Source organism: Arthrobacter sp. AZCC_0090, assembly GCF_014207375.1.
Classification (GTDB): domain Bacteria; phylum Actinomycetota; class Actinomycetes; order Actinomycetales; family Micrococcaceae; genus Arthrobacter.
The window spans coordinates 30,905-54,342 of the sequence record NZ_JACHEE010000002.1 but is presented as its reverse complement, the minus strand read 5'-3'; the positions used below and the strand labels follow the sequence as shown (position 1 = coordinate 54,342).

The 23,438-nt window shown below is 63.7% G+C and carries 24 protein-coding genes; 19 read left to right on the top strand and 5 right to left on the bottom strand.

Annotated features, from left to right (window positions below; genetic code table 11):
* Positions 1-80 precede the first annotated feature (80 nt).
* The 3 genes from miaB to dapF are packed head-to-tail and all read left to right on the top strand — an operon-like array spanning position 81 to position 3,498.
* The gene (miaB, locus tag HNP00_RS02980; RefSeq protein ID WP_311770499.1) at positions 81-1,550 is read left to right on the top strand and encodes a tRNA (N6-isopentenyl adenosine(37)-C2)-methylthiotransferase MiaB; all 1,470 of its coding nucleotides are present in this window, start codon (positions 81-83) and stop codon (positions 1,548-1,550) included.
* Positions 1,551-1,556: 6 nt separating this feature from the next.
* Positions 1,557-2,498, top strand: a complete 942-nt coding sequence (gene miaA / locus HNP00_RS02975) for a tRNA (adenosine(37)-N6)-dimethylallyltransferase MiaA (RefSeq protein ID WP_184735780.1) — start codon at positions 1,557-1,559, stop codon at positions 2,496-2,498.
* A gap of 31 nt (positions 2,499-2,529) precedes the next feature.
* Positions 2,530-3,498 (top strand): diaminopimelate epimerase, encoded by a 969-nt coding sequence (gene dapF / locus HNP00_RS02970; RefSeq protein WP_184735778.1) that lies wholly within the window; start codon positions 2,530-2,532, stop codon positions 3,496-3,498.
* Here the strand turns inward: dapF and HNP00_RS02965 are convergent.
* A complete protein-coding gene (locus tag HNP00_RS02965) occupies positions 3,479-4,093 on the bottom strand; it encodes a class I SAM-dependent methyltransferase (protein ID WP_184735776.1) in 615 nt (204 codons plus the stop codon). The genes dapF and HNP00_RS02965 overlap by 20 nt on opposite strands.
* A gap of 388 nt (positions 4,094-4,481) precedes the next feature.
* On the opposite strand from HNP00_RS02965, the gene hflX reads away from it, so the two are divergent.
* On the top strand, positions 4,482-6,044 hold the full coding sequence (hflX, locus tag HNP00_RS02960) for a GTPase HflX (protein ID WP_184735774.1): 1,563 nt from the start codon (positions 4,482-4,484) through the stop codon (positions 6,042-6,044).
* The gene (locus tag HNP00_RS02955) at positions 6,037-8,100 is read left to right on the top strand and encodes an ATP-dependent DNA helicase (RefSeq protein WP_184735772.1); all 2,064 of its coding nucleotides are present in this window, start codon (positions 6,037-6,039) and stop codon (positions 8,098-8,100) included. The genes hflX and HNP00_RS02955 overlap by 8 nt, the downstream gene beginning before the upstream one ends.
* Here HNP00_RS02955 and lexA read toward each other — a convergent pair.
* Positions 8,097-8,846, bottom strand: a complete 750-nt coding sequence (gene lexA / locus HNP00_RS02950) for a transcriptional repressor LexA (RefSeq protein ID WP_184735769.1) — start codon at positions 8,844-8,846, stop codon at positions 8,097-8,099. The genes HNP00_RS02955 and lexA overlap by 4 nt on opposite strands.
* A gap of 369 nt (positions 8,847-9,215) precedes the next feature.
* Here lexA and HNP00_RS02945 point away from each other — a divergent pair, with 369 nt between their 5' ends.
* From HNP00_RS02945 to HNP00_RS02910, 8 genes are all read left to right on the top strand, one after another.
* The gene (locus HNP00_RS02945; protein ID WP_260404739.1) at positions 9,216-9,575 is read left to right on the top strand and encodes a LysM peptidoglycan-binding domain-containing protein; all 360 of its coding nucleotides are present in this window, start codon (positions 9,216-9,218) and stop codon (positions 9,573-9,575) included.
* A 90-nt stretch (positions 9,576-9,665) separates the two neighbouring features.
* Positions 9,666-10,784, top strand: coding sequence for a histidinol-phosphate transaminase (locus HNP00_RS02940; protein ID WP_184735767.1), 1,119 nt, complete (start codon positions 9,666-9,668; stop codon positions 10,782-10,784).
* A 43-nt stretch (positions 10,785-10,827) separates the two neighbouring features.
* Complete coding sequence (gene hisB / locus HNP00_RS02935; RefSeq protein WP_184735765.1) at positions 10,828-11,454, top strand: imidazoleglycerol-phosphate dehydratase HisB; 627 nt, start codon at positions 10,828-10,830, stop codon at positions 11,452-11,454.
* Positions 11,451-12,206 (top strand): imidazole glycerol phosphate synthase subunit HisH, encoded by a 756-nt coding sequence (hisH, locus tag HNP00_RS02930; protein WP_184735763.1) that lies wholly within the window; start codon positions 11,451-11,453, stop codon positions 12,204-12,206. The genes hisB and hisH overlap by 4 nt, the downstream gene beginning before the upstream one ends.
* Complete coding sequence (locus HNP00_RS02925; protein WP_184736768.1) at positions 12,199-12,366, top strand: hypothetical protein; 168 nt, start codon at positions 12,199-12,201, stop codon at positions 12,364-12,366. Before hisH ends, HNP00_RS02925 begins: the two co-directional genes overlap by 8 nt.
* Before the next feature lie 61 nt (positions 12,367-12,427).
* A complete protein-coding gene (gene priA, locus HNP00_RS02920) occupies positions 12,428-13,174 on the top strand; it encodes a bifunctional 1-(5-phosphoribosyl)-5-((5-phosphoribosylamino)methylideneamino)imidazole-4-carboxamide isomerase/phosphoribosylanthranilate isomerase PriA (RefSeq protein WP_184735761.1) in 747 nt (248 codons plus the stop codon).
* Positions 13,174-14,076 carry an SseB family protein gene (locus HNP00_RS02915; protein WP_184735759.1) on the top strand — a complete coding sequence of 301 codons (903 nt, stop codon included), beginning with the start codon at positions 13,174-13,176 and terminating at the stop codon, positions 14,074-14,076. Before priA ends, HNP00_RS02915 begins: the two co-directional genes overlap by 1 nt.
* A gap of 58 nt (positions 14,077-14,134) precedes the next feature.
* Positions 14,135-15,469 carry an MFS transporter gene (locus tag HNP00_RS02910; protein WP_184735757.1) on the top strand — a complete coding sequence of 445 codons (1,335 nt, stop codon included), beginning with the start codon at positions 14,135-14,137 and terminating at the stop codon, positions 15,467-15,469.
* Positions 15,470-15,542: 73 nt separating this feature from the next.
* On the opposite strand, the gene HNP00_RS02905 is transcribed toward HNP00_RS02910, so the two are convergent.
* Positions 15,543-15,929, bottom strand: coding sequence for a DUF1844 domain-containing protein (locus HNP00_RS02905; RefSeq protein WP_078105657.1), 387 nt, complete (start codon positions 15,927-15,929; stop codon positions 15,543-15,545).
* Positions 15,930-16,309: 380 nt separating this feature from the next.
* Between HNP00_RS02905 and infC the strand changes: the two genes are divergently transcribed.
* The 5 genes from infC (at position 16,310) to HNP00_RS02880 (ending at position 20,312) form a co-directional block, all read left to right on the top strand.
* The gene (infC, locus tag HNP00_RS02900; protein WP_395893774.1) at positions 16,310-17,380 is read left to right on the top strand and encodes a translation initiation factor IF-3; all 1,071 of its coding nucleotides are present in this window, start codon (positions 16,310-16,312) and stop codon (positions 17,378-17,380) included.
* A gap of 117 nt (positions 17,381-17,497) precedes the next feature.
* Complete coding sequence (gene rpmI, locus HNP00_RS02895) at positions 17,498-17,692, top strand: 50S ribosomal protein L35 (protein WP_059387794.1); 195 nt, start codon at positions 17,498-17,500, stop codon at positions 17,690-17,692.
* 117 nt (positions 17,693-17,809) lie between these two features.
* On the top strand, positions 17,810-18,340 hold the full coding sequence (gene rplT / locus HNP00_RS02890) for a 50S ribosomal protein L20 (RefSeq protein ID WP_184735755.1): 531 nt from the start codon (positions 17,810-17,812) through the stop codon (positions 18,338-18,340).
* 53 nt (positions 18,341-18,393) lie between these two features.
* The gene (locus HNP00_RS02885; RefSeq protein WP_184735753.1) at positions 18,394-19,290 is read left to right on the top strand and encodes an RNA methyltransferase; all 897 of its coding nucleotides are present in this window, start codon (positions 18,394-18,396) and stop codon (positions 19,288-19,290) included.
* Between the two features lie 104 nt (positions 19,291-19,394).
* On the top strand, positions 19,395-20,312 hold the full coding sequence (locus HNP00_RS02880; protein WP_184735751.1) for a cation diffusion facilitator family transporter: 918 nt from the start codon (positions 19,395-19,397) through the stop codon (positions 20,310-20,312).
* Between the two features lie 169 nt (positions 20,313-20,481).
* On the opposite strand, the gene HNP00_RS02875 is transcribed toward HNP00_RS02880, so the two are convergent.
* Positions 20,482-21,690, bottom strand: a complete 1,209-nt coding sequence (locus HNP00_RS02875; protein WP_184735749.1) for an MFS transporter — start codon at positions 21,688-21,690, stop codon at positions 20,482-20,484.
* Between the two features lie 147 nt (positions 21,691-21,837).
* On the opposite strand from HNP00_RS02875, the gene HNP00_RS02870 reads away from it, so the two are divergent.
* Positions 21,838-22,278, top strand: coding sequence for a (deoxy)nucleoside triphosphate pyrophosphohydrolase (locus HNP00_RS02870; protein ID WP_184735747.1), 441 nt, complete (start codon positions 21,838-21,840; stop codon positions 22,276-22,278).
* Here HNP00_RS02870 and HNP00_RS02865 read toward each other — a convergent pair.
* Entirely contained in the window at positions 22,275-23,369 is a 1,095-nt protein-coding gene (locus tag HNP00_RS02865) for an Rv2578c family radical SAM protein (RefSeq protein ID WP_184735745.1), read from the bottom strand. The two genes, HNP00_RS02870 and HNP00_RS02865, sit on opposite strands and share 4 nt — an antisense overlap.
* Between the last annotated feature and the right edge of the window lie 69 nt (positions 23,370-23,438).

The window sequence follows — 23,438 nt, the reverse complement described above, 5'->3', positions numbered from 1 at the left end:
CACCAGCCCCCGTTCAGCAGCCCTCTCCGGCCCAGGTCGGCGACCCCGCACCCGCCCCTGGGGCGCAGCGCACCTACCAAGTGCGTACCTTCGGTTGCCAGATGAATGTCCATGACTCCGAGCGCATGGCAGGACTCCTGGAGGATGCAGGATACGTGCCCTTCGACGGAGGCGTCGCCGACGTCGTGGTTTTCAATACCTGCGCAGTCCGCGAGAACGCTGACAACAAGCTCTACGGCAACCTCGGGGAACTCAAGCAGGTCAAGGCGGCCCATCCGGGCATGCAGATCGCGGTGGGCGGATGCCTGGCGCAGAAGGACCGCGAAACCATTGTGCGCAAGGCTCCCTGGGTGGATGCCGTGTTCGGTACACACAACGTGGGCGCGCTCCCGGCATTGTTGGACCGTGCCCGCCACAACAACGAGGCCCAGCTGGAGATCTTGGAATCGCTGGACGTCTTCCCGTCTACCCTTCCCACCAGGCGCGACTCTGTGTATTCGGGTTGGGTTTCCATCTCCGTGGGCTGCAACAACACCTGCACGTTTTGCATCGTGCCGTCTCTGCGCGGCAAGGAGAAGGACCGCCGCCCAGGCGAGATCCTGGCTGAAATCCAGGCATTGGTGGACGACGGTGCCGTCGAGGTCACCCTGCTGGGCCAGAATGTGAACTCCTACGGTGTGGAATTCGGCGATCGTCTGGCCTTTTCCAAGTTGCTCCGCGCATGCGGTGACATCGAGGGCCTCGAGCGCGTGCGCTTTACGAGCCCGCACCCGGCTGCCTTCACCGACGACGTCATCGACGCGATGGCTGAGACCCCCAATGTCATGCCGCAGCTGCATATGCCTCTCCAATCCGGCTCGGACAAAGTGCTCAAGGAGATGCGCCGCTCCTACCGGTCTACCAAGTTCCTGGGCATCCTGGACAAGGTACGTGACAAGATTCCCCACGCAGCAATCACCACCGACATCATCGTGGGCTTCCCCGGCGAGACGGAAGAGGACTTCCAAGCCACGCTCGACGTCGTCGAGAAGTCACGCTTCGCCTCAGCCTTCACCTTCCAGTACTCCAAGCGCCCAGGCACCCCGGCTTCGGACCTTCCTGACCAGCTACCGAAGGCCGTTGTCCAAGAGCGCTACGAGCGCCTGACGGGCCTTCAGGACCGCATCGCGGCCGAGGAGAATGCGAAACAGCTCGGACGCCGGGTTGAACTCCTCGTCACGGCCCAGTCAGGACGCAAGGCCGAGGAAACGCATCGCTTGTCCGGTCGCTCCCAGGACCAGCGGCTGGTCCACTTCTCCGTGCCCGAAGGCGCAGAGACCCCACGGCCTGGCGACTTCGTCACCGTGACCATCACGGAGGCAGCGGCCTTCCACCTCGTTTCGGACCCGGCCACGACGGCGGACTACAGCTTGAGGCGCTCCCGTGCCGGCGACGCCTGGGACCGCTCCCAGGCTGACTCCTGTGGCGCTCCGGCCCCGCGTGCCGCCGGTGCCACAGGCCAGAAGGGCGTCTCCCTCGGCATGCCGTCGCTCCCCGCGCGACGCGGCTAGCTCGGCATGACAGCAGTACCGGCCGGCTCGACTGATCCGAATCCGCCCGTGATCGCCGTCGTCGGACCAACCGGGTCCGGCAAGTCCGATCTTGGCGTCGCTCTCGCCCTAGAGCTTGACGGCGAGGTGATCAACGCCGATGCCATGCAGTTTTACCGGGGCATGGACATCGGCACGGCCAAGATCAGCATCGCTGAACGCAGGGGAGTGCCCCACCATCTCCTGGACACCATGGACGTCACCCAAGAAGCCAGCGTCTCCGATTTCCAGGCCGAATGCCGGTCCGCTATCCGCGATATTCATCGCCGAGGCAAGCGGGCCATCCTGGTGGGCGGCTCCGGACTCTACGTTCGGGCGGCGCTGGATGTCCTGGAATTCCCGGGCACGGATCCTGACGTCAGGCAACGGCTGGAGCTAGAGCACGCAACATCCGGCCTCCTCGTGCTGCAGGAACGATTGCAGCGTGTCGACCCCATTTCGGCGGGCAGGCTCGGCGACGCGCGCCGCGTCATCCGGGCGCTGGAAGTCTTCGAGCTGACCGGACGTCCGTTCAGTTCCTTCATGCCGCAGCGCGAGTACTTTCAGCCGGCCGTACAGATAGGGCTCGACGTCGATCGCGACGTACTGCGCGATCGGCTCGCCGAGCGCGTCCATAGGATGGTCGACGCGGGACTTCTCGATGAGGTCGCGCGGCTGGACGCCGCCGGGCTGCGGCGAGGCAAGACGGCCTCGCGCGCCCTTGGCTACGCGCAATTCCTCAAGGTTCTCGACGGCGAATCGGACACGGCCACGGCGGCCGAGGAAACCATCGTGGCCACTCGCCAATTCGCCCGCCGCCAGCTCACCTGGTTCCGCGCCGACGCCCGGATCCGCTGGCTTGACTGGCAGGATCCCGATTTGGTGACCAAGGCCGCAGAAATCTGCGCAAGTCAGGCGTCGGCGATTTAGGCGCAACCCGCGGTACAGGTAGCCTTGATCCATGGACGAAACCCTTGCATTTACCGCCCCGCAGCCAGCCGCTGCCGGCGGTGCCGTACCCGCTTCCGGTCTCCACGGCCTGGCCTTCTCCAAGGGGCACGGTACGGGCAACGATTTCGTCCTCATCGCGGACCCCGAGGACGCGCACCAAATCTCTCCGGATCAAGTTGCAGCGCTTTGTAACCGCCACTTGGGCATAGGTGGGGACGGGCTCATCCGCGCCGTCCCCTCGCGGTTCCTCCCCGAAGGCCGCCAGCTCCTCGAAGCGGACTCCGACGCCGAGTGGTTCATGGACTACCGGAACGGTGACGGTTCGCTGTCCGAAATGTGCGGCAACGGCGTCCGTGTATTCATCCATTTCCTCATCGAGCAGGGTTTTGTCTCCCTCGACGCAGGAGAGTCCTTGACCATCGGAACCCGCGGCGGCATCAAGACGATTGTCCGCACCTCAGACGGCTATGCGGTGGACATGGGCCCATGGGAGTTCATTTTCCCCAAGGACGCCACCAGCAAGGCCATGGACTCCCTCGTCAGTGCCGACGGATTGGAGGTTGCCCGGCCGGCATTGTCGGTCAGCATGGGCAATCCGCACACGGTGGTGGCACTGGCCGAGCTTTCGGAGCTCACGTCCACGCAGCTCTTCAAGGCGCCCGTTGTAGATCCCAAACCAGTCAACGGCACCAACGTGGAATTCGTGGTTCCCGCGGAGCCTCTCGTGCATGACGGGACGGGCAACATCACCATGCGCGTTCATGAACGCGGCGTCGGGGAAACCCAGTCGTGCGGCACGGGTGCCTGCGCAGCGGCCGTCGCGATCCGCCACTGGGCCGGGGACGGCGCTCCGGACACGTGGCGCGTCAACGTTCCCGGCGGCGTCGTGGGTGTGCGGTTCTTCCCGGGCGCGGGCGGCCGGGAACATGTGGAGCTCAGCGGCCCTGCCGTGATTGTCGCTAGCGGGACGCTTTCCTGATTCGCAGGACGCGGAACGATTTCGACGTGCTTTCCCGGGAGACCGAGAAGGAACCGTCGAGAACGTCGGCAAGCCATCGCTGAAGCGAATCTGCGCCGAGGTTTTTCTGAACCACCAGCCACGCGTTTCCACCCGGGGCAAGCCGTGGCAGCCAGGTGAGCAGCAGTTCGTGGAGTCCATCTTTGCCGATGCGGATGGGCGGGTTGGACCAGATGGTGTCGAACATCACGTCCGGGTCGACGTCGTCGGGCAGGCTCGCGGTAACGTTCCCGAGGTCTAGCAGGGCGGCGTTTTCGTTGGTCAGGGTGATGCAGCGCTCGTTGACATCAACCGCGTGGACGCGCGCGTGCGGAGCCATGAGCCCCATGGTCAAGGCAATGGGTCCCCAACCACAGCCGATGTCCAGCAGGTTTCCCTGCGGAGCCGGTGGTGGAACTTCGGAGAGCAGGATTGCTGTTCCCTTGTCGATCCCGTCCGGGCTGAAGATGCCGCTCGACGTGTGGAGCCGGCGGGTCGCGCCGGCCAGTTCCACCGTGAGGGGTTTGCGGGTGAACGGCCCCGCGGGCTGTGCGCTGAAATAGTGAGCAGACTCCATAGCTTGCCAGATTAGTGGCCAGCAGCGGGCAAGGGAAACCGTGGATTGCTCCGAACGAGCTCAACCTGCACTTGACAGCGTCTGATAGCGTGGTGCGCATGTTCTTGATCTTTGAGTAGTCGGCACCGCCGGCGACGCAGGCCTGCATCATTCGCAGCGCCATTCCGCCTTGGCATGTCCGTTCCAGACGTTGTTTATTGACGCCTGGACACTCAGCAGATCGTCTCCCTCTCGTCCTGTGTTTTGTGCACGCAATCCGCGTGCGCAGCCCGGGATGGGGATCTCCGACCATCGGCAGAGCCTTGCCAGGCATCAGCCCTGCGCGAATTCCGCGCCACAAGACCCCAATCGGCACTATTCTGGATATGCCGAACCCCTAAAGGAGACCATGACCACGCAGAAGAACACCGGACCCGATTCCGCCGCCCAGGACCTGAGTCCTGAAGAAATCCAGGCTGTCATCGACCGGATTCTCTCCAAGGACGCACCTGCCGCAGTGCAGGAACGCGAAGAACCCAGGGGCGTGTTTGGCAAGGCCCAGGCGATTTCCCGCTTGGACGACGAACACAGCATCTACGACGGCGATCAAGAGGATCTGGCCGAGCGCCGGGCCCTGCGCCGTAGCGCGGGCCTGTCCACGGAACTTGAAGATGTCACCGAAGTCGAATACCGGCAGCTGCGCCTTGAGCGCGTCGTGCTGGCCGGTCTTTGGACCGAGGGCACCCTGGCTGACGCCGAGAACTCCTTGAGGGAACTCGCCGCGCTGGCCGAGACAGCTGGCTCGGAAGTCCTGGATGGGATCGTCCAGCGACGCATGAAGCCGGACCCAGGCACCTTCCTCGGCTCTGGCAAAGCCCTGGAGCTCAAGGACATTGTGCAGTCCACCGGCGCTGACACCGTGGTGGTCGACGCAGAATTGGCGCCGTCCCAGCGACGCGGCCTTGAAGACATCGTCAAGGTCAAGGTGGTGGACCGCACCACGTTGATCCTCGATATTTTCGCGCAGCATGCGAAGAGCCGTGAGGGCAAGGCCCAAGTTGAGCTGGCACAGCTGGAATACCTGTTGCCGCGCCTGCGCGGCTGGGGCGATTCCATGTCCCGCCAGGCCGGTGGCCAGGTGGGCGGCGCCGGAGCAGGTATGGGTTCCCGGGGTCCCGGCGAAACCAAGATCGAACTGGACCGTCGTCGGATCCGCACGCGGATGGCCAAGCTACGGCGTGAAATCGCCGCAATGAAGCCGGCCCGCGAGACCAAGCGGGCCAACCGCCGTCGTCATGCCGTTCCTTCAGTCGCCATCGCCGGATACACGAACGCGGGGAAGTCCTCCCTGCTCAATCGCCTCACGGATGCCGGCGTCCTCGTGGAGAACGCGTTGTTCGCCACCCTGGATCCTACCGTCCGTAAGGCACAGACCCCGGACGGGATCGGCTACACGCTTTCGGACACCGTGGGCTTCGTGCGTTCGCTGCCCACCCAGCTCGTGGAGGCTTTCCGCTCCACGCTGGAAGAGGTAGCCGACGCCGATCTGATCCTCCATGTGGTGGACGTTTCGCACCCGGACCCGGAAGGCCAGATCGCGGCCGTCCGCACGGTCTTCAGCGAAGTGGATGCCCGGAAGATCCCGGAAATCATTGTGCTGAACAAGGCGGACGCCGCGGATCCGTTTGTCGTCGAGCGGCTCAAGCAGAAAGAGCCACGCCATGTGGTCGTGTCGACCCGCACGGGACAGGGCATTGCCGAGCTCCTTGGGGCCATCAGTACGGCCATTCCGCGCCCCGGTGTGCGCCTTGAGGTTCTGATTCCATACAACCGTGGGGAGCTCATCAACAAGCTGCACAACACCGATGCCGAAATCCTGAGCCTTGAGCATGAGGAAGAAGGCACCCGCGTGGTGGCCATGGTCCATGAGAACCTGGCCGCCGAGTTGGAGTCGTTCGTCAGCAATGGTTGAACCGGAGGCGGGGGAGCGCGGCGAAACCGTGGGGGAAAGGACCGCCCTCGAACTCCTGGACAAGGCCGTGGCAGGCATGGGCGGCCAAAATCGCGTTGGCCAGCACCAGATGGCCAAACACGTGGCGCGGGCGATCGAGACTGGTGAGCACCTTTTGGTGCAGGCAGGCACGGGCACCGGCAAGTCCCTCGCGTACTTGATTCCGTTGATCGCGCATGCGATGGAGAGCAACAAGCCGGCGCTCGTGTCCACGGCTACCCTCGCGCTCCAGACGCAGATCGTGGGCCGGGACCTGCCGCGGCTCCTGGAAACCATCAATCCAGAGCTGGAGCGCCCGGTCAGCATCGCTTTGGTCAAGGGCCGGGCCAACTATGTGTGCCTGCAAAAGCTGGAAGGCGGTTTTCCCAGTGAGGAGCCTGCCGAGGGGCAGTTGTTCTCCCTCGGCGAGGACACCAGCGTGCCGCATCTCGCCGCAGCCATCGGCGGACCGGCCTCGCAGCTCGGAAAGGAAGTACTGAGGCTGCGGGAGTGGGCCGGGAAGACCGTCACGGGGGATCGCGACGAACTCATGCCGGGCGTGACGGACCGAGCCTGGCGCCAGGTATCCGTCACGTCCATGGAGTGCCTCGGCGCACAAAAGTGCCCGATGGCGGAAGCGTGCTTCAGCGAGCTCGCCCGCCACCGCGCCGCGGAATCCGACGTCGTAGTCACCAACCATGCGATGCTCGCCGTCAGCGCCTTCGAAGGCCTGGCGGTGCTGCCGGAGTACGACGTCGTGGTGGTGGACGAAGCCCACGAGCTCCAGGATCGCGTCACGGGCGCAGTGTCGGGGCAGCTGTCCGTGGCAATGATCCATGCTGCCGCCTCCAGCGCCCGCAAACACACGGCTATCACCGTTGACGCATTGAACGCTGCAGCGGACCGGCTGGAGCTGGCAATGACCGGCGCGCCGTCCGGCCTCCTGCCCAATGGGCTCAACGACGAACAGCTAGATTGCGTGGACCAGCTCCGGGAAGCCTGCCGCGCAGCGCTTTCCGATTCGAAGGGGGATTCGTCCAATGCGGTGGACGGAGGACGCCAACTTGCGCGCTCCCGGCTGACGTTGATCTTGGAACTGTGCGAACGGTTGCTCGCGGCCAGGGAAAACCAGGAAGTCGTATGGTTCTCCCGGAACAGCACTTTCGATCCCCAACAGGGCTACACAGCGCCGGACGAGGATTCGCCTGCGCTCATCAACATCGCTCCGCTCAGCGTGGCAGGACGTCTCCGGGACGGGCTCTTCGCGGGCCATACCGTGGTGCTGACCTCTGCCACTTTGGCTATTGGCTCCGCATTCGAGGCCACGGCCGGAGGGCTGGGACTGACTGGCCAAGGCGCTCCCAGCTGGACTGGCGTCGATGTCGGCTCGCCGTTCGACTACCCCAAGCAGGGCATGCTCTACGTCGCCCGGCACCTGCCCAAGCCCGGGCGTGGCACTTCGCCTGAGGCACTTGACGAGCTTGAAGAGCTCATCAAGGCATCTCACGGCGGGGCTTTGTGCCTCTTTTCTTCACGACGGGCAGCGGAGGACGCCGCGGACGCGATGCGGTCACGCTTGGACGTCGAGATCCTGTGCCAGGGTGAATCGACCATGGCCGCGTTGGTCAGGCAGTTCGCCGAGGAGGAAGACACGTGCCTGTTCGGCACCATGTCCCTCTGGCAGGGCGTTGATGTTCCCGGCGGTTCGTGCCGCCTGGTGGTGATTGATCGGATCCCGTTCCCGCGACCGGACGATCCCCTCATGACAGCACGGTCCCGCGCCGTGGCGCAGGCCGGCGGCAACGGTTTCATGGCAGTTTCCGCGACACATGCGGCCATCCGGCTCGCCCAGGGAGCCGGACGCCTCATCCGTTCAACCGGTGACAAAGGCGTCGTGGCAGTACTGGATTCAAGGCTTTCGACGGAGCGCTACGGCAACTTCCTGCGGGCCGCGCTGCCGCCCTTTTGGGCCACCACCGACCGTTCAGTGGTCCGCGGTGCGCTCGAACGGCTCTACGCAGATTCAGCGAAGGCTTAAAGCGAGCGCAGGACCGAGACGACCTTGCCCATGATGGTGGCATGGTCGCCCAGAATGGGTTCGTACTGCGTGTTCTGGGGGAGCAACCATGTATGGCCGTCGCGCTGACGGAAGGTCTTGACGGTGGCCTCGTCGTCTAGGAGAGCTGCCACGATGTCGCCGTTGAGTGCGTCGTTTTGGCGCCGCACTACCACCCAGTCGCCATCGCAAATGGCGGCGTCAATCATGGAATCACCGGTGACCTTCAGCATGAAGAGCTCGCCGTGGCCTACCAACTGACGGGGCAGTGGCAAGACGTCCTCGACCGTCTGGTCCGCCAAGATGGGTCCACCAGCGGCGATGCGGCCAACGAGGGGCACCATGGCCGTGTCGCTGGCACTGGCAAGCTCAGTGACGGCCAAGCCGCCGGCGCTACGGAGCTTCGCCGGCGCTTCAACCCCTGGTATGGCGGTGCCGCCATCCAAGGTCAATGGCATGAGGACTTCCATCGCCCGCGGGCGCTTGGGATCGCGACGGAGATAGCCGAGCTTTTCGAGCTGCGACAACTGGTGCGTGACGCTGGACAAGCTGGCCAGGCCAACGGTGTCCCCGATTTCGCGCATCGACGGCGGATAGCCGTGATCGTTGACGGAACGTTGGATGGTCTCCAGGATCTTCTTCTGGCGGACGGTCAGGCTCTTGGGAGCCTTCTGCGGCTGCTGGCTCCGCGGTGAGGCCGACCCGCTGCCAGTGGCTTTCGCTGCCATGTTCGCCAACGCCCTTCCGTTCCGCCCGGTCCACGCTGGAGGCGCTTGCCGGGACTGCTGGCCTGAAATGTCAGACCCTCCTGTTGCACTGATTCAGTGCTCGTTCCTTCACTCAAACGTAGGGCAGGCACAGGCGTTTATCAAACATTTGTTCTAGCGAGTCTCGACACCGTTCGTTGATAAGTGCTAAAAATGTCATAGCAAGGTTCGAATATGTGTTCTATAAAAGTGTTGCAGGGTCCGGGTGTTCGCTCGCATCGTTCGAAGACAACGACGAACAGCCGATCCGCAGACACTGACTGAAGGCAAGAATTGGCAGCCGCACTCCAGGGTTCCGGAATGCGGCAATTGTTCAGAAGGGCTCGGCTCATGTCCGCATTCACCACCATCAACGCCCCCGGCCGCAATGTGGCACCAGGCCGGCTTCGGCTGACTCGCCGGGGCCGCATTGTCTTTTTCGGCGTCCCCGCAATGCTCTTGGTTGCAGCGCTTCTCAGCCTGGTCGGGTTCCTGAACTCGCCTGCCAAGGCCGCGGATTCCGCGGCCCAACTGCAGCCCACCTCCACCACCAGTGTCACGGTGCAAACAGGCCAATCGCTGTGGGGGATTGCCGGGGTGGCTGCACCTTCCCGGGATCCGCGCGATGTCGTTGCCGAGATCATCCAGTTGAACAACCTCCAGGACGGCCGCATCGTACCGGGCCAGCAGTTGTTCGTTCCGGCCGTTTGAACACAGTTCCGTCCGTTTGATCACAATCTTGAGCGGACGCTTGGCCGTCACAGTTTCAGGGCATCAGCTGCCGCACCTTAAACTGTCATGGTGAGTGACCAGCTTGAGCGACTTGACCGACTTCCCCTCCGGACCAACCTCCGTGGCTTGAGCCCCTATGGCGCGCCGCAGCTTGATGTTCCGATTTTGCTCAACGTCAATGAAAACACCCATGGCGTACCGGCGGATGTCCAAGCGGCTATCACGGAAGCCGTTGCGGCGGCCGCCACGGGACTGAACCGCTACCCGGACCGAGAGTTCACCGAATTGCGTGAGGCCCTCGCCGAGTATCTAGGCCATGGAATGGCGGCCGAGAACATCTGGGCGGCCAACGGCTCCAACGAGGTTCTGCAGCAGATCCTCCAGGCTTTCGGTGGCCCGGGGCGCACCGCGCTTGGCTTCCCGCCCACGTACTCCATGTACCCCCTGCTTGCCAGCGGGACCGACACCGCATACATCGCCGGGGTCCGGGCCGAGGATTATGGCCTTGACGCGGCCTCGGCAGCCGCGCAGGTTCGTGAGCTCCAGCCGAACGTCGTGTTCTTGTGCTCTCCGAACAACCCCACCGGCACGGGACTTGGCCTTGACGTTGTCGAGGCTGTCTACGAAGCCGGAGAAGCAAGCCAGGCGATTGTGATCGTGGACGAGGCTTACCACGAGTTCGCCCACGACAACACTCCAAGTGCGTTGACCCTGCTCCCTGGCCGTGAGCGTCTCATCGTTTCCCGCACCATGAGCAAAGCCTTCGCCCTCGCTGGTGCGCGCATCGGCTACATGGCGGCGGCCCCCGAGGTCGCCGACGCGATCCGTTTGGTCCGCCTCCCTTATCACCTCTCGGCCATCACCCAAGCAACCGCGCTGGCCGCACTGCGGCACCGCGAAGCCCTGATGGCAGATGTCGAGGACATCAAGATCCAACGGGACCGAATTGTCAACGAGCTGACCCGTATGGGGCTCAAGCCGGCCGCCTCGGATTCCAACTACGTGTTCTTCGGCGGACTCAAGAACCCGCATGCCCTATGGCAAGGCCTGCTGGAACGCGGAGTCCTCATCCGTGATGTCGGCATACCGGGCCACCTCCGGGTCACGGCCGGTACCGAGCCGGAGACCACGGCCTTCCTCGAGGCGCTCGAAGCCTTGCTGGACGGCCAAGTCGCCGCACCGGCCTAGACTTGAACCCAGACCCACACCTCCTTCCTCCTAAGGACCATCAATGAGCGAAAACGGCGCCAGCACGGCGGCCGCCCGGACAGCACGCATGGAACGCGCCACCAGCGAGTCCTCCGTCCTGGTTGAAATCAACCTCGACGGCACTGGAGTCTCGGATATCAGCACTTCGGTGCCGTTCTATGACCACATGCTGACGGCGCTCTCCAAGCATTCGCTCATTGACATGACCGTCAAGGCCACGGGAGATACCCACATCGACGCCCACCACACCGTGGAGGACGTTGCCATCACCTTCGGCGAGGTCCTGCGTACCGCCCTCGGGAACAAAGCGGGCATCCGTCGCTTCGGCGAGGCCACGGTCCCGTTGGATGAGGCTCTTGCCCACGCCGTGGTCGACGTTTCCGGACGGCCATACCTGGTCCACGGCGGGGAGCCCGCCGGTCAGGAATACCACCTGATCGGTGGACATTTCACCGGTTCACTGACGCGCCACGTCTTTGAAGCCATCACGCTGCACGCCGGTATCTGCCTCCACATGAACGTTTTGGCTGGTCGGGATCCGCACCACATTGTGGAGGCCCAGTTCAAGGCCTTCGCGCGTGCACTCCGTTCCGCCGTCGAGCCCGACCCCCGTGTCGAAGGCATTCCGTCCACCAAGGGTGCCCTGTGAGTACGCACATCCTCAAGGATGGTGCCATCGTGGATCCCAAGGCTGCCAGCCGCATTGTCTCGCCTGAAGGAAAGCCGACCGTCACGGTCCTTGACTACGGCTCGGGCAATGTCCGCTCGGCGGTTCGGGCGCTTGAACGTGCCGGAGCGGATGTCACGCTGAGCGCCAAGCCTGAAGACGTCCTGAACGCTGATGGACTCCTGGTCCCCGGCGTCGGTGCCTTCGAAACGGTCATGCGCGAGCTCAAGGCGGTGGACGCCATCCGGATGATCGGTCGTCGCGTTGCCGGTGGCCGCCCCGTTTTGGGCATCTGTGTCGGCCTCCAAGTCTTGTTCGAGGCCGGAGTGGAGCACGGAACGGAAGCCGAAGGCATGGGCGAGTGGCCCGGCAAGGTGGAACTCCTCCCTGCCCCCGTCGTCCCGCACATGGGCTGGAACACCGTGGATGTGCCGGAAGGATCAAAGCTGTTCGCCGGCGTCGAACACGAACGCTTCTACTTTGTGCACTCATATGGCGTGCAGAAGTGGGAATTCGACGTCGTCCAGCCTCGCATGGCGCCGCCTAAGGTGACCTGGTCCGAACATGGTGCCCCATTCATCGCCGCCGTGGAAAATGGTCCGTTGTGCGCCACACAGTTCCACCCCGAGAAGTCCGGCGACGCCGGCGCCCGGCTCTTGCGCAACTGGGTTGAGAGCCTGCGTCCGCAGGCCAAGCCCCAGCCGCAGGCGCCAGAGGCCGGAGTTGTTGCCTAACATGTGGTCGGTGATCTTCATGGGTGCAGCGGGGCTGCTGGTTGGCGGAGGCATCTCCTTCCATCAGCAGAAACGTCCTGCCTGGGTTTCCATCTGCTTTTACGTACTCGCCGGCATGGCACTGCTGGCCGCCTACCTCTTCACTCTGCCCGCCAAATGATCCTGCCTGCCAAATGATTTTCCGGGCAACTAACGCCCGTCCCACAACACCGAGGACTTCAATGACCACCGCCTCCGAACTGCCTGTTCTGGAACTCCTGCCCGCCGTCGACATCGTGGACGGCCAGGCCGTCCGTCTCCTGCAGGGAGAGGCCGGCTCGGAGACCAGTTACGGCACCCCGCTGGAAGCAGCCCTGAACTGGCAGAATGCGGGCGCCGAATGGGTGCATATGGTGGATCTCGACGCGGCTTTCGGCCGCGGAAACAACGCTGACCTCATCAGCGAGGTCGTTTCACAGCTGAACGTCAAGGTGGAGCTCTCCGGCGGTCTGCGCGATGACGAGTCCCTCGAGCGGGCACTGGAGCTCGGCGTGGCCCGCGTGAACCTCGGTACTGCAGCCTTGGAGAACCCGGAATGGACCCGACGGGCCATCGACCGCTTCGGTGACAAGATCGCCGTCGGGCTCGACGTCCGCGGCACAACGCTCGCAGGCCGCGGCTGGACCAAGGAGGGCGGGGATCTCTGGGAGGTGCTGGCCCGCCTTGAGGACGCCGGTTGCGCCCGCTACGTCGTCACCGACGTCACGAAGGACGGAACATTGCAGGGTCCCAACGTCGAGCTGTTGCGCCAGATGGTGGAAAAGACCGGCAAGCCCGTGGTTGCTTCCGGCGGTATCTCTAGCCTGGAAGACCTTCGTGTCTTGCGCGAGCTCGTGCCGCTCGGTGTCGAAGGCGCGATCGTCGGCAAGGCGCTGTACGCCGGTGCCTTCACGCTCCCGGAAGCCCTGGACGTCGCCGGCCGCCGCTGATGTCGCACGATCCGCAGTCCTCGGCTGCTGACAAGGCTGCAGCTCCGGCCCCCCGGCAGTTGCCTGGGCACATCGCCGCGGCCCTGGCAGGTGCCGGGGGCGCAGGCGATTCTGCCGGCCAGCCTTGGGCGGGCCGGAGCCTGAGCGGCGATGCCGCCAAGATCCATAATTTCGAGGACGACGACGGAACGGCCGACGCCGGGTATGTCGCCGCGGTCGCGGCGCTCCTCGCCGGTACGGGAAGCGAAGCTGCGGTGGTGGCTTCCTTGGCCACGGCCAGGGTCTTTGTCCCGGTGGTCGCCCAGCTCGCGGAGGAAGCCGAAGGTGTGGACGGCCTTCACGCCGACAAACAGGCCGACATGGCTCTCGTGACACTGAAGGCGCCGGATGGCCGCACGGCCATGCCGGTCTTCACCTCGGCTGCTGCCCTGGAAGCTTGGCACCCGCAGGCTCGTCCCGTCGCCGTTTATGCGGCCAGGGCGGCACTGTCCGCCGTCTCCGAGGGAGCCCAGCTGCTCGTCCTGGATCCCGGTTCGGAGGTCACCTTCGTAGTGCGTCGCCCCGCCATGTGGTCACTGGCACAGCAGCGGGACTGGACGCCGTCGTACCTTGATGATGAACTGGAGTCTGCTCTCAATTCCATGGCGGGGATGTACCCGGCCGTGCGGCGCCTTGAGATCCGGCCAGGATCAGGTATGGCTTCGCGGACAGCCGACGGATCGACCATGGCCGGCGGGGGACCGGGACCCGAACTGCGCGTGGTGCTGTACCTCGAAGACGGCCTGGACGCCGTCGCGGTGCAGGATCTGGTCTCCGGGCTGAACGGGCGTTGGGCGCAGAACGAATTGTTCGCCGAGCGGGTTGACTCGATCGAAGTCAGCCTGCAGCGGGCGGCACAGTAGCCGAAGGCACAGGGGGAACGTCCTTGTCCTGCCGTCGGCAGAACAGAGGATGTAGCTCGTGAATTTCTCTCTCTACCGGGAGATGCTGTCTGTCACGTCGGTGCGGCGTCTTTTGCTGGTGGGCATGGTGGCCCGCATACCGCACTCGGCCGCGGGAGTTCTGCTCACCTTGCACATCGTGCTGACCTTGGGCAAGGGATACGCCGCCGCCGGTGCTGCCGCCGCGGTATTCACCATCGGCATCGCGATTGGCGCTCCGTGGCGAGGGCGGCGCGTGGACACTGTCGGCCTGCGGAAGGCGCTTATTCCTTCCGTGGTCTCGGAACTGGTCATTTGGTCCGTCGTGCCCCATGTGAGCTATGAGTGGATCCTGCCGCTCGTGTTTGTCGGGGGCCTGCTGACGCTCCCGATCTTCAGTGTGATCCGCCAGTCGCTCGGTGTCCTGGTAGATGGTGAGCAACGGCGTTCCGCGTACGCCCTCGACTCGATTGCCACCGAAGTGGTCTTCATGATCGGTCCCGCGGTGGGCGCGGTGGTGGCTACCAGCGGGTTCACTGTCCTCGGCCTGACCATCGTGGGCGTTTGCACCTCGGCCGCCGGGCTCTTCCTTCTGTGGTTCAACCCCCCCACCCGAAGCGATGATGTCCTGGATGCCAGCCAAACGGCCGACCGGGATGCCGATGAGCTCCATGCGGCTGAAGCCGCCGTTGTGGCATCGGCTCCGGCCCATCTCCAGGAAGCCGCTTCGGAGATGGCCCAGGCAGTTTCCCAAGCTTCCGGGCTGCGGGGAAAGATGGCCAGGAACTTCACCTGGTTCAGCGCGGCGGTGGCGGCGGTGTTTGCCGTTGCCGCAGGATCCGGCATGGTTCTGAGCGGTACCGACGTCGGTATCGTGGCGGTTTTGCAGCGCGGCGGGCACCAGAACGAGATTGGCATTGTTTTCTTCTTCTGGTGCGCCTCCTCGGTGGTTGGCGGACTCATTTACGGAGCGATGCACCGGCCCGTTTCACCGATCCTGCTCCTGCTGGGCATGGCGGCCCTGACCATTCCGATGGGCTTCGCCGGGGACACTTGGACTCTTGCCTGGTTGTCCTTGTTGCCCGGGGTGCTCTGCGCGCCGGTATTGTCCGCGGCCTCCGAAAAGGTCGCCGACATCGTGGAGGAGGACCGCCGCGGCGAGGCGATGGGCTGGTATGGCTCGGCTCTGACGGCTGGGGTGGCTTTCGGTTCGCCGTTCGCCGGGCTCTTCATTGACGGGGTAGGGCCTTGGGCCGGATTCGTGGCCATCGGAACGGCTGGAGTGGTGCTGTGCCTCGCCGGACTGGTTCTTCAACTACGTCGGCGCCGGATCATGACCAACGCCCAGGCCGGCGCAGTGGATCCAGCCGACTGAGCTGCCCGGATACGACGACGGCGGGCCGGCCAGAAGGCCAACCCGCCGTCGCTGTCTAACAGATGAGTCCGGGTCAGTTGACCGGACCGGTGAACTTTTCGCCCGGGCCCTTGCCCGGCTCGTCCGGGATCAGGGATGCTTCGCGGAACGCAAGCTGGAGGGAACGGAGGCCATCGCGCAAGGGGCCCGCATGCTGTGAACCGATTTCCGGTGCAGCGGCCGTGACTAGCCCGGCCAAGGCGGTGATCAGTTTGCGGGCTTCGTCCAGGTCCTTGAGCTCCTCGGCCTCGGGGTCGTCGGCCAAGCCCACCTTGACAGCCGCTGCGCTCATCAGGTGAACGGCGCCGGTGGTGATGACCTCAACAGCCGGAACTTCCGAAATATCGCGAATCTGCTGGCCTACCCCGGCGTCAGTACCGGTGGGCTCGTGGTCGAGGGAATTGCTGTCTGAAGTGCTCATGCTGGTAAGCTTGTCACAGACCGACTGGAAGTCGCCATTTTTCAATGGCACACGCAGTATTCGGCCACCCATCGTAAATGTGCGGTTGGCGGACGATTTCTGTAGAATTGGTTTTCAGTTTGCAAGCGGAGTTCTCTCCCACCCGCGTCAGCCGTTTCCCTTCGGGGATGTAAGTTGCCGGGTACCTGGTCGGACACCGTTCAAGGTAAGCCTTGGATGGTGCGAACGCCTCCATGGAGGGGCCGTATCCGATCTTTCGAGGCCTTCGATTGCGCCAGCAATTGGGGGCCTTCTCTATTTGCCGGTGGAATACTCATCACAACAACAGGAGCTTTGACATTAGCGAGCCAAGAATCAATGAGCGTATCCGCGTCCCCGAGGTGCGTTTGGTCGGCCCCGCCGGCGAACAGGTTGGAATCGTCCGTATCGAGGACGCCCTGCGTCTTGCTGCCGAGGCTGATCTGGATCTCGTTGAAGTTGCACCGCAGGCCAAGCCTCCGGTGTGCAAGCTGATGGACTTCGGCAAGTACAAGTACGAAGCCGCTGTTAAAGCCCGTGAGGCCCGCAAGAACCAGACCAACACGGTTCTGAAGGAAATCCGCTTCCGCCTGAAGATCGATACCCACGACTACGAGACCAAGCGCGGCCACGCGCTTCGCTTCCTGGGTGCCGGTGACAAGGTAAAGGCCATGATCCAGTTCCGCGGACGTGAGCAGCAGCGCCCCGAAATGGGCATCCGCCTGTTGCAGCGATTCGCCGAGGACGTTGCCGAAGTTGGCGTGATTGAGTCCAGCCCGCGCATCGATGGCCGCAACATGGTCATGGTGATCGGCCCGCTGAAGAACAAGGCCGAGGCCAAGGCCGAGGCCCGCCGTGCGGCGCAGCGCGCAGAAGCCAAAGCCCAGAACGAAGCGAAGGCTGCCGGCCGGATCGACGTTTCAGGCGAGGATGCTCCCTTGACGCAGTCCCTTGCGGACCTGCTTCCGGCGGAACTCTTGACCCAGGCTGAGGAAGCCCAGGCCGAGGAAACGGCGGCAGAAGTAACCGTGCCGGAATCTGTTGACGCCGAGGTTGCCGAAGCTGAAGAGGCAGCTCCTGCTGTTGAGGAAGCCGTTGAAGAGACGCCGGTTGGCGAAGCTCCCATAGTTGAAGAGACGCCGGTTGGCGAAGCTCCCATAGTTGAAGAGACGCCGGTTGTCGAAGAGGCTCCCGTAGTTGAAGAGACGCCGGTTGTCGAAGAGGCTCCCGTAGTTGAAGCAGCGCCGGCGGCCGCACCGGCGCTGGCAAAGGCTCCGGAGCAGGCAGCTCCGAAGCCTGTTGTACCGGCTGCTCCCAAGCCTGCTGCTACACCAATGCCGAAGCCGATGGCGAAGCCCGCGGTTCCGAAGCCTGCAGCTCGACCGGCAGCCCCCAAAGCTGCTCCGAAGCCTGCGGCACGCAAGACCAACTAGTCACGCCGCAGGAGGTGCCCCCTCCGCCCGGCAAGAAAGCAGCGGCCACCCCCTATGGGGTGGTTGCACGAAAGAACTGCAGACCCAGTCTGTGGACACGTAAGGAGATCGGTTCCCATGCCGAAGATGAAGACCCACAGTGGTGCTAAGAAGCGCTTCAAGCTGACCGGTACCGGCAAGCTGAAGCGTCAGCAGGCCAATCGCCGCCACTACCTGGAGCACAAGTCCTCCACCCTGACCCGTCGCCTTGCCGGCGACAAGATCGTCTTCAAGGGCGATGCCAAGGTCATCAAGAAGATGCTCGGCGTCTAAGTTCCAAGTTTTCTGGTTGCTGCCATCCGGTAGCCGCCGACTACACCAAAGCCTTCTCAGGCCGGCCGGGTTTCCGGCAGTAGCAGCTTGGGATAAGAATTTTGAAGGAGTACGCACGTGGCACGTGTGAAGCGGGCGGTAAACGCCCACAAGAAGCGTCGGGTTGTCCTTGAACGGGCCAAGGGTTACCGCGGTCAGCGGTCTCGCCTGTACCGCAAGGCAAAAGAGCAGCTGCTGCACTCGTTTGTGTACAGCTATGGCGACCGCCGCAAGAAGAAGGGTGACTTCCGTCGCCTCTGGATCCAGCGTATCAACGCTGCGTCCCGCGCCAACGGCCTGACCTACAACCGCCTCATCCAGGGCCTGAAGGCTGCTGAGGTAGAGGTTGACCGCCGCATGCTGGCAGAGCTGGCCGTTTCCGACGCCAACGCTTTTGCTGCGCTCGTCAAGGTCGCCAAGGACTCCCTGCCTGCCGACACCTCCGCCCCGGCCGCCAAGGCCGAGGCTGCTCCGAAGGCTGCCGCCAAGACTTCCGCGGCTACCAAGGCTGCTCCGGCAGTCAAGGCCTCCGTGTCCGAGGAAGAGCCCGCTGCCAAGGCTCCCAAGGCCAAGGCTGCGAAGAAGCCGGCCGCTGAAGCTGCTGAGTAGCACGCGTAGCCTCAGTTCATGGGACAGTGGCAACTGCCACTAAAGTTCTGTATATGAACGAAACCGGGCGCCCGCAAGAATTTCCGATGTCCAACCCCCGAGCCGATCGGGTGAAGGATGTCGCAAAGCTTGCAGGGCGCCCGGCCCGTTTAAAGCGGGGCAGGTTCCTCGCGGAGGGCCCCCAGGCTGTTCGCGAGGCACTGGTCCTGCATCGGGAGCGGACAGCGGCGGGGCAGACCGGCGTTGTACACGAAGTCTACGCAAGCGAAAGCTGCCTGGACCGGCTTCCGGAACTGGCCGAGCTCGCCGATGGCGTTGCCTTGCGCCTGGCGAATGACGATGTGCTGGCCGCCATGGCGGACACGGTCAACCCCCAGGGCATTGTGGCCGTCTGCGGTTTTGTGGATGTGAGCCTTGAATCAGTGCTCGACGCCGGTCCTCGGCTGATCGCCGTCATGTGCCAGGTACGGGACCCCGGCAACGCGGGAACAGTGCTTCGGGCTGCCGATGCTGCAGGGGCGGATGCAGTGGTGCTGACGGCCTCGAGCGTGGATATTTACAATCCGAAGGCTGTGCGCTCCACCGCGGGCTCGCTCTTCCATTTGCCGGTTGTCCTGGGAGCAGACGTCGAGGAGCTCGTGGCCCTCTGCAAGGAGCGTGGCATCGGGATCCTGGCCGCGGACGGCTACGGCACCCTCAATCTGGATAAACTTCAGGATGAGAACGCGGCACGCCGCCTGGGCGCGTCGGCAACTCCTTCTGACTACGCACTTGAGGCCCCGACGGCCTGGTTGTTCGGCAACGAAGCGCAAGGACTATCAGACTCCGAGCTGGCACTCGCAGACCATCGTGTTGCGGTGCCCGTCTACGGCTCGGCTGAAAGTTTGAACCTCGGCACTGCCGCTACTGTTTGCCTTTACGCCAGCGCGCGCTCTCAACAAGGTTCCTGACAATTTCGCTATAGGTACGGTAAATGCTTGCAGGGATGCGATCCCGGGGTCCGTTCCTGTCGATTCACTCACATCCCCTGAACCGAAGAAGAGGTGGAGCTTTCGTGGCTGCAAATGGCGGTACCAAGGCAATCGTGGCGGCATTGAGTGCCAACCTGGCGATTGCTGTGCTCAAGTTCGTCGCTTTCGTCCTAACGATGTCGTCGTCCATGTTGGCCGAGGCAATCCACTCCGTAGCCGACTCCGGCAACCAGTTGCTCCTGCTGCTTGGCGGGAAGCGGGCGCAGCGGGCCGCAAGTCCAGAACACCCGTTTGGCTATGGCCGTGAGCGCTATATTTACGCCTTCATCGTCTCGATCGTGCTATTCAGCGTGGGCGGTCTTTTTGCCCTCTACGAATCCTGGGAGAAATTCCAGCACCCGCATGCCATTGAAGGCGATTTCTGGTGGGTGCCGCTCGCCGTGCTGCTGGGTGCCATTGTGGCGGAATCCTTCTCGTTCCGCACTGCAATCCACGAATCCAATCCCTTGCGCGGCAAGCAGAGTTGGATCAAGTTCATCCGCAACGCCAAGCAACCGGAATTGCCCGTGATCCTCCTCGAGGACTTCGGAGCTCTCCTGGGCCTCGTTTTCGCGCTGTTCGGCGTGAGCCTGACCCTCATCACGGGCAACGGCCTGTGGGACGCCGCGGGCACAGGAATGATCGGGCTGCTTCTTGTGGGAATCGCCGTGGTGCTTGCCGTGGAGACCAAGTCCTTGCTGCTCGGCGAATCGGCCACCAGAGAGGACAACGCGCGCATCACGGAAGCCATTGAGTCCGATGGCACCCGCATTATCCACCTCAAGACCATGCACTTGGGCCCGGAGGAGTTGCTGGTCGCTGCGAAGATCAGCGTGGGCGCGGCAGATACCGGCCAGGCGATTGCCAAAGCGATCGACGACGCCGAACTCAGGATCCGCACTGCGGTGCCGATCGCCCGGGTCATCTACCTTGAACCGGACGTGGAGCGCGTCCAGGTCTGAGCAGCACAGGGGCGGGGGCGCGTTATCCGGCAGCATGCGTCTAAGCAACGAAGGAGCGAGCATGCATGGGCCCACGCCGCGCAGGTTCCCTGGCTGAGCTTGCGAGGCGAGGGCAGCGGTGGGGAGGATGATGCGCTTTCGTCGCGTAGCCAAGCACGCGAAGGCAGCACTATGCCGCCAGTGGCCTTTTTCGTTCCAACCAGCCGCTGATGCTTGCGACGCCGAGGCCCAGGACTGCCAGGACAGCACCAACGAGGGCCGGAGCCACGTAGCCCCAACCCCAAGCGATGACCACGCCGCCAAGGAAAGCGCCAAGGGCGTTGGCGATGTTGAGTGCAGAATGGTTGAGGGAAGAAGCCAGCGACGGTGCGTCCGGCGAAGCGTCGAGGAGCCGCGTCTGCAGGGGCGGAATGAGCATGGAGCCGATGCCGCCCACGATGAACACCATGACGAATGCAGACCACGCCCAGTGGGCCGCGATGGCGTAGACCACCAGGGCCAGTGCGATGGCGGGAAGAACCCGATAGATGGTCCCCATGACGGACTTGTCGGCGATCCGGCCGCCCAGAATGTTTCCTGCCACCATACCGAGTCCGTAGAGGGCCACCACTAGGGGTATCAGCGACTGCGGGATGCCGGCCACGGATGTCATGGTGTGGGCGATGTACGTATAGGTGGCGAAGAACCCGCCAAAACCGATGATTCCGATCAGCAATGCCAGCCACACTTGGATGCGCTTGAGGGCGCCAAGTTCCCGGCGAATGCTCGCCTCGGGGTGGGCAGGTTCAAAGGGGACGAACTTCCACAGCAGCACACTAGTGGCCAGGCCGATGACGCCGACCATCACAAAGAGCAGTCGCCAGCCGAAGGTCTGACCAAGCCAGGTGGCCGCGGGAACGCCGATGACGTTGGCGATGGTGAGCCCGCCCATGACCATCGAAATCGCCCACCCACGCTTGGTGGGCGCAACCAGGCTCGCAGCGATGACTGCAGCGATCCCGAAGAAGGCGCCGTGGGGCAGGCCCGAGGCAAACCTCGTGATCACCATGGTTCCGTAGTCCGGGGCAAGGAAGGACGTCAGGTTGGCTATGGACAGGAACAGCATGAGCCCCAAGGCAAGTTGCTTTCGGGGGAGGCGGGCGCCAAGTGCCGCGAAGATCGGTGCGCCCACCACGACGCCCAAGGCATAAGCGGAAATCAGATTGCCGGCCTCGGGAGTGCTGATGTTGAGTCCCTGCTCGATCTCCTTGAGCAAGCCCATCATGGTGAACTCCGTGGTCCCGATAGCGAATCCACCCATGGCGAGGGCAAAGATGGCCAGTGCCATGTGGCGGCTTCCGGCCTTTTGGGAGGTCTTGCTGACTGCAGTGGTGGTCATTGTCCTGTTTCTTGGGGATGAGCTGGGCGCCGCACGAACGGGATTAAATCCGACTTTCAAGCTTAGTGCGAGACCCATGCGAATGTCCCTGTATGTGACCACTTCCATAGGCAAGATGCTTGGCCTGACGGCCAATAGACTGTTGCGGTGACTGGACTGATAAGTGTGGCGGGCGCCGCCGTCGTCGATTCCCTTGAAAACCCGAGCCGGCTGTTGGTCGCCAGGCGCAGCGCTCCGCCGCAATTCGCTGGAATGTGGGAGTTCCCCGGCGGCAAGCTCGAAGCCGGGGAGTCCTTCGAGGACGCGCTGCACCGGGAACTGATCGAAGAACTTGGGGTCACTGTCCGGCTCGGTGCCGAAGTGGTCGCGGACGACGGTGCTGGGTGGCCGCTGAATGAGCGGGCCGTGATGAGGGTATGGTTCGCTGAACTGCTCGACGGCGAACCGCGTCCGCTCCAGGACCACGATGAACTCCGCTGGGTCCCCCTCGGCAACGGCGACGAGGCGTTCGCGTTGCCCTGGATTCCCGCTGACCTGCCGATTGTCCAGGCCCTGCTGGAACAGGCGGATTCAGGACTGCTCGGCTAGAAAAGCGTCGACTGGCCCGTTGTTGGAAAAGGAGAGGGTGGAAGGGGCGCTGGCTTTTCCCTGCTGGCAGCTGCGTTCCGGTGGCTGAAACCGCTGCTCCCTGAAAAGCCGTGACGAGCCTTGAAGTAATTGATGCGGCCGCTCAACCAGGTCCTGTATTCCTTTGACGCATACGAGCCTTGGCCATAGAGACGCCGATACTTGCCGACGAGGCCGGGATGATTGGACGCCAGCCACTGCATGAACCATTCACGGGTGCCCGGCTTCAGATACAACGCTCCGGCGGTCACTCCGGTGGCACCGGCCTCGGACAGGGCCGTGAAGAGTGACTCCAAGGCGTCGTCGCTGTCGGTTAGCCACGGCAGGATGGGCATGGCCATGACTCCGCAGGGCAAACCCGCCTCGCGCAGCCGGCGGATGAGTTTGAGCCTGGCGCGTGGTGCGGGCGTGCCCGGTTCGACGGCCGAGGCGAGGGTTTCGTCGGTCATGGCCAAGGAGATGCCCAAATCCACGGGTACCTGACTGGAAGCGTGCTTAAGCAGGGGGATGTCGCGGCCCATGAGGGTTCCCTTGGTGAGGATGGAGAGCGGCGTCCCGGAATCGGCCAGTGCCCGGATGATTCCGGGCATGAGTTGGTAACGGCCCTCGGCGCGCTGGTATGGATCCGTGTTGGTGCCCAGGGCGACATGATGGTGCCCCCATGACGGCTTGGACAGTTCCTTGCGCAAGACCTCCGCCGCGTTGATCTTCACTATCACTTGCGAATCGAAATCGTGACCGGCGTCGAAGTCCAGATACGTGTGGCTTTTGCGCGCGAAGCAGTACACGCAGGCGTGGCTGCATCCACGGTAAGGGTTGACGGTCCATTCGAAAGGCATCTGGGAACCGGACGCCACCTTGTTGAGCACCGATTTGGCGGTGACCTCATGAAAGGTGACTCCGGAGAACTCGGGGGTTGAGATGGAACGCACAAGCCCGGCCAGCGGCAGCAGGGCATCCGAAGCTGGGGCGGCTCCGGACGGAACGCTGTTGCTGTTGTCTCCGGGTGCCGGACCACGTTGTGGTGAAAGTGCCTGTGCGTCCCATCTCATGGGCTCCATTCGAATATATGTTCGAACGGTTGTCAAGGCCTGCTGAAAGATCGGAGCCGGGGCCTCGAA

Bases quoted from the DNA above. Each gene is read 5' to 3' on its own strand.
- hisB (WP_184735765.1), top strand. From the start codon at position 10,828: ATGAGCGAAAACGGCGCCAGCACGGCGGCCGCCCGGACAGCACGCATG.
- priA (WP_184735761.1), top strand. From the start codon at position 12,428: ATGACCACCGCCTCCGAACTGCCTGTTCTGGAACTCCTGCCCGCCGTC.
- rpmI (WP_059387794.1), top strand. From the start codon at position 17,498: ATGCCGAAGATGAAGACCCACAGTGGTGCTAAGAAGCGCTTCAAGCTG.
- HNP00_RS02955 (WP_184735772.1), top strand. From the start codon at position 6,037: ATGGTTGAACCGGAGGCGGGGGAGCGCGGCGAAACCGTGGGGGAAAGG.
- HNP00_RS02945 (WP_260404739.1), top strand. From the start codon at position 9,216: ATGTCCGCATTCACCACCATCAACGCCCCCGGCCGCAATGTGGCACCA.
- HNP00_RS02865 (WP_184735745.1), bottom strand. From the start codon at position 23,369: ATGAGATGGGACGCACAGGCACTTTCACCACAACGTGGTCCGGCACCC.
- dapF (WP_184735778.1), top strand. From the start codon at position 2,530: ATGGACGAAACCCTTGCATTTACCGCCCCGCAGCCAGCCGCTGCCGGC.
- hflX (WP_184735774.1), top strand. From the start codon at position 4,482: ATGACCACGCAGAAGAACACCGGACCCGATTCCGCCGCCCAGGACCTG.
- HNP00_RS02915 (WP_184735759.1), top strand. From the start codon at position 13,174: ATGTCGCACGATCCGCAGTCCTCGGCTGCTGACAAGGCTGCAGCTCCG.
- HNP00_RS02965 (WP_184735776.1), bottom strand. From the start codon at position 4,093: ATGGAGTCTGCTCACTATTTCAGCGCACAGCCCGCGGGGCCGTTCACC.
- lexA (WP_184735769.1), bottom strand. From the start codon at position 8,846: ATGGCAGCGAAAGCCACTGGCAGCGGGTCGGCCTCACCGCGGAGCCAG.
- HNP00_RS02905 (WP_078105657.1), bottom strand. From the start codon at position 15,929: ATGAGCACTTCAGACAGCAATTCCCTCGACCACGAGCCCACCGGTACT.
- HNP00_RS02885 (WP_184735753.1), top strand. From the start codon at position 18,394: ATGAACGAAACCGGGCGCCCGCAAGAATTTCCGATGTCCAACCCCCGA.
- miaA (WP_184735780.1), top strand. From the start codon at position 1,557: ATGACAGCAGTACCGGCCGGCTCGACTGATCCGAATCCGCCCGTGATC.
- HNP00_RS02875 (WP_184735749.1), bottom strand. From the start codon at position 21,690: ATGACCACCACTGCAGTCAGCAAGACCTCCCAAAAGGCCGGAAGCCGC.